Source organism: uncultured Schumannella sp. (assembly GCF_905479755.1).
Lineage (GTDB): Bacteria > Actinomycetota > Actinomycetes > Actinomycetales > Microbacteriaceae > DCRR01.
The window spans coordinates 73,067-80,153 of the sequence record NZ_CAJQNT010000027.1 but is presented as its reverse complement, the minus strand read 5'-3'; the positions used below and the strand labels follow the sequence as shown (position 1 = coordinate 80,153).

The 7,087-nt window shown below is 69.3% G+C and carries 7 protein-coding genes; 6 read left to right on the top strand and 1 reads right to left on the bottom strand.

Annotated elements, in window-relative coordinates; all coding sequences use genetic code 11:
• From rho to prmC, 3 genes are all read left to right on the top strand, one after another.
• On the top strand, positions 1 to 1,756 hold a 1,756-nt coding region (gene rho / locus QZ258_RS08025; RefSeq protein ID WP_294180348.1), incomplete at its 5' end, for a transcription termination factor Rho.
• Positions 1,757 to 1,759: 3 nt separating this feature from the next.
• Complete coding sequence (gene prfA / locus QZ258_RS08020) at positions 1,760 to 2,839, top strand: peptide chain release factor 1 (protein ID WP_294180347.1); 1,080 nt, start codon at positions 1,760 to 1,762, stop codon at positions 2,837 to 2,839.
• A 71-nt stretch (positions 2,840 to 2,910) separates the two neighbouring features.
• Positions 2,911 to 3,750 carry a peptide chain release factor N(5)-glutamine methyltransferase gene (gene prmC, locus QZ258_RS08015; protein WP_294180358.1) on the top strand — a complete coding sequence of 280 codons (840 nt, stop codon included), beginning with the start codon at positions 2,911 to 2,913 and terminating at the stop codon, positions 3,748 to 3,750.
• A gap of 185 nt (positions 3,751 to 3,935) precedes the next feature.
• Here prmC and QZ258_RS08010 read toward each other — a convergent pair whose 3' ends face one another.
• Positions 3,936 to 4,553: an HAD family hydrolase gene (locus tag QZ258_RS08010; protein ID WP_294180343.1), complete on the bottom strand. Its 618-nt coding sequence runs from the start codon at positions 4,551 to 4,553 to the stop codon at positions 3,936 to 3,938.
• Positions 4,554 to 4,611: 58 nt separating this feature from the next.
• Here QZ258_RS08010 and QZ258_RS08005 point away from each other — a divergent pair, with 58 nt between their 5' ends.
• Genes QZ258_RS08005 through QZ258_RS07995 form a run of 3 tightly spaced genes read left to right on the top strand, consistent with a single transcriptional unit; the run spans position 4,612 to position 7,030 of the window.
• Positions 4,612 to 5,289: an L-threonylcarbamoyladenylate synthase gene (locus QZ258_RS08005; RefSeq protein WP_294180341.1), complete on the top strand. Its 678-nt coding sequence runs from the start codon at positions 4,612 to 4,614 to the stop codon at positions 5,287 to 5,289.
• Positions 5,286 to 6,581: an MraY family glycosyltransferase gene (locus QZ258_RS08000; protein ID WP_294180355.1), complete on the top strand. Its 1,296-nt coding sequence runs from the start codon at positions 5,286 to 5,288 to the stop codon at positions 6,579 to 6,581. The genes QZ258_RS08005 and QZ258_RS08000 overlap by 4 nt, the downstream gene beginning before the upstream one ends.
• The gene (locus QZ258_RS07995) at positions 6,581 to 7,030 is read left to right on the top strand and encodes a hypothetical protein (RefSeq protein WP_294180340.1); all 450 of its coding nucleotides are present in this window, start codon (positions 6,581 to 6,583) and stop codon (positions 7,028 to 7,030) included. The genes QZ258_RS08000 and QZ258_RS07995 overlap by 1 nt, the downstream gene beginning before the upstream one ends.
• Positions 7,031 to 7,087: the final 57 nt, after the last annotated feature.

The following is a 7,087-nucleotide window of genomic DNA, read 5'->3' as shown; positions in this document are numbered from 1 at the left end:
CGGTTCGCGTCGCGCCTCCGCGTCGAGCGCCGAAGCGGCCAGCCTCGCCGCCGAACTCACCTCCAAGGTCACGGCCGAGCCCGTGCGCGCGACCGGTGGTCACGTCGCGGCCGCCGAGCTCGGTGTCGAGCTCGAGAAGCTCCTGCCGGAGAAGACCTACGGCAGCACCGAGAAGGGCGGCGCACGCCGCTCGTCGTCGAAGGCGGGCGCGGCCAAGGACGCCGCCGGCTCCGCGGCGACCGACGACCAGAAGACCTCGGACACCTCCGCCGCCGAGAAGGACCAAGCCTCGACCGAGCCGTCCGACAACGCCGAGGGCGGATCGTCGAACCGCGGTCGCGGTCGCGGTCGTGGCCGCAACGGCGGCAACCGCTCCGGGGGCGACAACGCCGCCGAGGGTGGCAGCAACGCCGCCGAGTCGAACGACGGCGGCAAGCAGGGCGGCCAGGGCGGCCAGGGCGGCCAGGGCGGTCAGGGCGGTCAGAACAACCAGGACGGATCGCAGGCGGACGGCGAAGGCCGTGGCCGCGGACGCTACCGCGACCGCAAGCGCGGACGCGGCGGCCAGAACGACATCGACGAGCCCGAGATCAGCGACGACGACGTGCTCATCCCCGTCGCCGGCATCCTCGACGTGCTCGACAACTACGCCTTCGTGCGCACCACTGGCTACCTCCCGGGCCCGAACGACGTCTACGTCTCGCTCGGCCAGGTCAAGAAGTACAACCTGCGCAAGGGCGACGCCGTCGTCGGCGCCATCCGCCAGCCGCGCGACGGCGACCAGCAGGGCGGGCGCCAGAAGTACAACGCGATCGTCAAGATCGACTCGGTCAACGGGCTGACCGTCGAGTCGGCGGCCGACCGCGTCGAGTTCGGCAAGCTCACCCCGATCTACCCGAACGAGCGCCTGCGCCTCGAGACCACGCCCGAGAAGCTCTCGACGCGCATCGTCGACCTGATCGCGCCGATCGGCAAGGGTCAGCGCGGCCTCATCGTCGCCCCGCCGAAGGCGGGCAAGACGCTCATCCTGCAGGCCATCGCCAAGGCCATCGCGGTGAACAACCCCGAGGTGCACATCATGGTGGTGCTCGTGGACGAGCGCCCCGAAGAGGTCACCGACATGCAGCGTTCGGTCAAGGGCGAGGTCATCGCCTCGACCTTCGACCGCCCCGCGGAAGACCACACCACCGTCGCCGAGCTCGCGATCGAGCGCGCCAAGCGTCTCGTCGAGCTCGACAACGATGTCGTCGTGCTGCTCGACTCGATCACGCGACTGGGTCGTGCCTACAACCTGGCCGCGCCGGCCTCCGGACGCATCCTCTCCGGCGGCGTCGACGCCAGCGCGCTCTACCCGCCGAAGCGCTTCTTCGGCGCGGCGCGCAACATCGAGGGCGGCGGCTCGCTCACCATCCTTGCGACGGCGCTCGTGGAGACCGGATCCAAGATGGACGAGGTCATCTTCGAAGAGTTCAAGGGCACCGGCAACATGGAGCTGCGCCTCTCGCGTCAGCTCGCCGATAAGCGCATCTTCCCGGCGGTCGACATCTACGCGTCGAGTACCCGCCGCGAGGAGGAACTGCTCTCGGCCGAAGAGGTCAAGATCACCTGGCGCCTGCGCCGCGCGCTCGCCGGTCTCGAACTGCAGCAGCAGCTCGAGGTCGTGCTGGGCAAGCTCAAGGAGACGCAGTCGAACACCGAGTTCCTCGTGCAGATCCAGAAGTCGCTGCCGAACGGCACCAACGGCCACAAGGAGTAACCGGTGTTCGAGTCCGTCGCGGGGCTCCTCGCCGAGCACGAGGACCTGCAGCAGCAGCTCTCCGACCCGGCGCTCCACGCCGATCCGGCGCGCTCCAAGAAGGTCAACCGGCGCTACGCCGAGTTGAGCCGGATCGTGGCGGCGCACACGGAGTGGCAGACGCTCAGCGACGACCTCGACGCGGCGCGCGAACTCGCGGCCGAGGATGCGACCTTTGCCGAGGAGATCCCGGCCCTCGAAGAGGCGCTACCGGTCGCGGCCGAGAAGCTGCGCCGGCTGCTGATCCCGCGCGACCCCGACGACGGTCGCGATGTGATCATGGAGATCAAGGGCGGCGAGGGCGGAGAAGAGTCGGCCCTGTTCGCGGCCGATCTCGTGCGCATGTACGTGCACTACGCCGAGAGCAAGGGCTGGAAGACCGAACTGCTGGAGCGCACCGAGTCCGATCTCGGCGGCTACAAGGATGTTCAACTCGCCATCAAGGGCAGCTCGAGCGATCCCGCGCAGGGCGTGTGGGCGCACCTGAAGTACGAGGGCGGGGTGCACCGCGTCCAGCGCGTGCCCGCGACCGAGTCGCAGGGCCGCATCCACACCTCGACGACGGGCGTGCTCGTCTTCCCCGAAGTCGACGAGCCCGAAGAGGTCGAGATCAACCCCAACGATCTCAAAATCGACGTCTTCCGCTCCTCGGGCCCCGGCGGCCAGAGCGTCAACACGACCGACTCGGCGGTGCGCATCACGCACGTGCCGACCGGAATCGTCGTGAGCATGCAGAACGAGAAAAGCCAGTTGCAGAACCGCGAAGCGGGAATGCGCGTGCTTCGCGCTCGTCTGCTCGCGAAGCAGCAGGAGGAGCTCGACGCGATCGCGAGCGACGCGCGGCGCAGCCAGATCCGCGGGATGGATCGCTCCGAACGCATCCGCACCTACAACTTCCCCGAGAACCGCATCGCCGATCACCGCACCGGCTACAAGGCCTACAACCTCGACGCCGTGCTGAACGGGGCGCTTGAGCCGGTGGTCGAGTCGTGCATCCGCGCCGACGAAGAGGCCCGACTGGCCGCTCTCGGCGACGAGTCGTAGTCGTGCCGACCTCGGTGAGGAGCGAACCCGTGGCATCGTCCGGCACGGCGCCGACGCGCGCCGTCGACGCCGTGCGCGACTGGGCCGTCGGCACCCTCGCCGCGGCGGGCGTGCCGAATCCCGAGGTCGACGCTGAGCTGCTGATCGGGCACGTCATGTCGATCTCGCGGGGTCAGGTGCAGGCCCGTGCGATCGGCGGGGCCGTGCTGGGCCTCGAGGATTACCTTGCGGTCGCGACGGCGGTCGAGCGCCGCGCCGCTCGCGAACCGCTGCAGCACATCACCGGCCGGGCACCGTTCCGTCATCTCGAACTCGCCGTCGGTCCGGGCGTGTTCGTGCCGCGGCCCGAGACCGAACTGGCCGCGCAGCTCGCGATCGACGCGCTTCTGGAAGTGCCGCATCCCGCGCCGCGCGCGCTGGATCTCGGCACCGGCAGCGGAGCGATCGCGATCGCCGTGGCAACCGAAGTTCCGTACGCGAGTGTCGTGGCCGTGGAGGCGTCACCGGCCGCGTTCATCTGGGCCAAACAGAACGCACGCGAGTTGGCGGGCGACAACCTCCGGCTCGTCTTCGGCGACCTCGCCGACGTGCTGCCGGAGGCATCCGAGGCATTCGACCTTGTCGTGTCGAACCCGCCGTACATCCCGCAGGGCGCGATTCCGCGCGACCCCGAGGTGCGTCTGCACGACCCGGAGATGGCGTTGTTCGGGGGAGCGGACGGGCTCGACCTTGTGCGGGTCATCTCGCGGCGCGCGTTCGTGTGGCTTCGCCCCGGTGGTGCGCTCGTGCTGGAGCACGCCGAGCAGCAGGGCCCCGCCGTGCGCGCACTGTTGGAGGCCGACGGCTGGCGCACGACGATGACGCACCGCGACCTGCTGGGGCGCGATCGCGCCACCACCGCCACGCGCTAGCCCGGCGGCGCCCCGCCCCACTCGCGCAAAGTCGGAGATTCCGCGAGTTCAGCCACGACTCGTGGATGTCGTTGTCGATCGTCCGAACTAGCGTTCGGAGACCGAGATGCCAGCCGCCCCTCCCGGCGAGCGACCTGCTGGGGCGCGATCGCGCCACCACCGCCACGCGCTAGCCCGGCGGCGGGTCAGCCGCGAGAGCGGGCGAAGTCGTCGATCGCGGCGCGGAGCCCCGCGGGATGCGTGAACTGGTGCGCCGTGATCCCGAGACCCGCGGCGCTCGCGACGTTCTCCGGAAGATCATCGGTGAAGAACACGTTCCGCGGGTCGGCGCCGTAGCTGTCGAGCATCCGCTCGAACACGACCGGATCGGGTTTCCGCGCACCGTAGAAGCTCGAGGTGCGCAGGTCGTCCGGCTCGAAGAGCTCGACCAGCTCGTGCGCGAGCGTGGCAAGGTGCGCGTGCGCGAGTGGACCGTTGTTGGTGAGCAGGCTCACCGCGCCGAGTTCGCGCGCCCGGGCCACGGCGGCGAAGGAGTCGGGGAAGGGCGTCATCGCGCTGCGGCGATTGGCGATCCAGTCCTCGACGCTGACCTCGGCGCCGAACGCCGCGAGGGCCGCGCGATGGTAGGCGTCGGCGTCCGCGAACCCGCCGGCCTCGGCCGCGAATTCCCCGTCCTCGTGCCACCAGCGGCGACGCAGCTCCGCGAAGGGCACCCCGGTGAGCTCGACGAGACCCTCCATTCGGCGTCGCCAGTCGTAGTCGTAGAGGACGTCGTCCATGTCGAAGACAAAGAGAAGGGTCATGGCTCTCCCATCCTCTCGCACCTCGCCTTCGGCCGCGCGCCGATAACATGGACCCGACATGGCGCGCTACGACACTTCGGTCCCGTCCAAACTGCTGACGGGGATGCGGCTTTCTCGGGCGGCGCTCGGGCGAGGCGAACTCGTTGTCATCCCCACCGACACCGTCTACGGGGTGGCGGCGGATGCCTTCTCACCCGACGCGGTCGAGGCGCTGCTGGAGGCGAAGGGGCGCGATCGCACCTCACCGCCGCCCGTGCTGGTGCCGGGCATTCCGACCCTCGATGCGCTGGCCGAGGTCGTGCCGACCGAGGTGCGCCGGCTCGTCGAAGAATTCTGGCCCGGGGGGCTCACGGTGATCCTGCGGGCGCGCGCGAGCCTCGACTGGGATCTCGGTGAGACGCGCGGCACCGTGGCACTGCGCCAGCCCAGCGACCCGATCGCCCTCGAACTGCTCTCGGAGACGGGGCCGCTCGCCGTGTCGAGTGCGAACCTGACCGGGGAGCCCGCCGCGACGACCGCCGAGGAGGCGGAGCGGATGCTGGGGGAGCGCGTCGCGGTGTACCTCGACGCGGGCCCCGTCGGCTCTGCGTACCCCAGCGCCGACCCGCGCTCGGGGTCGACGATCGTCGATGCCACCGCGCTCGAGCACCCCGAGGGCAAGCTGCGCATTGTGCGACATGGGGTCATTCCCGACGCCGAGATCATTCGGGTGGTCGGGGCCGAACGATGCGCATAATCTTCTACGTCGCGGTCGCCCTGATCGCGGCGATCGTGACCTTCGTGCTGGCGATCGCCATCTATCGGCTGAGCCTCAAGCACCGGCTCTACCCGAAGGTCCGTGAGCGGGACGTGCACACCCGCCCGACGCCACGGCTCGGCGGAATCGCCATGTTCCTCGGGGTCGTGATCGCGTTCGGAATCGGCGCGTTGCTTCCGCCGCTCTCGCTCGTCTACGCCGAGCCCGGCAAGATCCTCGCGGTCATCGGTGCGGCGTCGATCATCGTCGTGCTCGGTGTCGCGGACGATGTCTGGGATCTGGACTGGCTCACCAAGCTCGCCGGGCAGTTCATCGCCGCCTTCGTGCTCGCCTGGCAGGGCGTTCAGCTCGGGGCCATCCCGATCCCCGGCGGCACGCTCGCCCTCATCTCGCCGACGATGTCGCTCGTCATCAGCGTCTTCACGGTCGTGCTGGTCATGAACGCGGTCAACTTCGTGGACGGTCTCGATGGTCTCGTCGCCGGGGTCGCGATCATCGCCAACGGCGTCTTCTTCATCTACACCTACGTCATCACCTACGGGCCGACGGAGCAGAGCGACTACTTCAACCTCGCCTCGCTCGTCAGCGCCGTTCTGATCGGCGCGTGCCTGGGATTCCTGCCACTGAACTGGCATCCGGCGAAGATGTTCATGGGCGACGCCGGTTCCATGCTCGTGGGGCTCTTGATGGCGACCTCCGCGTTGGCCGTCACCGGCACGATCGACCCGGCACGGATCACCGGCCAGGGAGCCGTCGACAGCAACCAGTTGCTCGGCGCGAGCGGGCTGCTGCCCGCCTTCATCCCGATCCTCCTGCCGTTCGCGGTGCTCGTGATCCCCTTGCTCGACTTCGGCCTCGCGGTGATCCGCCGGCTTCGCGCGGGGAAGTCGCCCTTCTCGGCCGACCGTCAGCACCTGCATCATCGGCTGCTCGACATGGGGCACTCGCACTTCCACGCCGTCCTGATCCTGTACGGCTGGACCGCATCCGCCTCGGTCGGCTGCTTCCTGTTCCTGGTGATCGCCGACTGGTGGTGGCCGCTGATCTTCACGCTCGCGGCGCTCGCGATCTGCACTCTTGTGACGCTGGCCCCTCTCAGCCGTCGCAAACGACTTGAGGCCGCGGCGCAGCTCGCGGAGGACGGCCCCGACACCGACCCCCTCGACCGCTTCGACCCGCTGGATGCGGCCGCCGAAGACGCGCCCGAAGACATTGCCGACGACCCCGAGGCGCTCGACGCCTACCGTCGGCTCCACCGAGAGGAATCCTGATGAGCGTTGCCCCGATTTTGACCCGTGCCCTGCGCTACGGCGCGATCCTTGCGATCGCGGTGGCGGTGCTGGGAGGAACGATCGGCCTGCTGGTGTTCGGCATGCCGGGGCTCTGGGGAGGCGTGCTCGGGGCGGCGCTCGCAGCGCTGTTCATGGGTGTCACCGCGGCGAGTATTCTGCTCGCCGCGCGCCTGACCACCGGGGATCCGGGCAGCCCGCTGTTCTTCGGCGTGGTGCTCGGCGCCTGGGTTCTCAAGCTCGTGGCGTTCCTGATCGCGGCGATCTGGCTCCGCACCCAGGACTGGCTCGACCCGTACGTGTTCTTCGGCAGCGTCATCGTCGCGGTGTTGGGGTCGCTGGTCGTCGACGTGCTCGCCTTCCAGCGTTCGCGTGTTCCGTACGTGAGCGACGTGGTCCTGCCGGGCGAGGGCGACGACGAGCGTCCGTGACCTGTCCAAAATGTTGATAAGGTAAATCGAACCTTCCCCCTAATTCGCCCGCGTCAC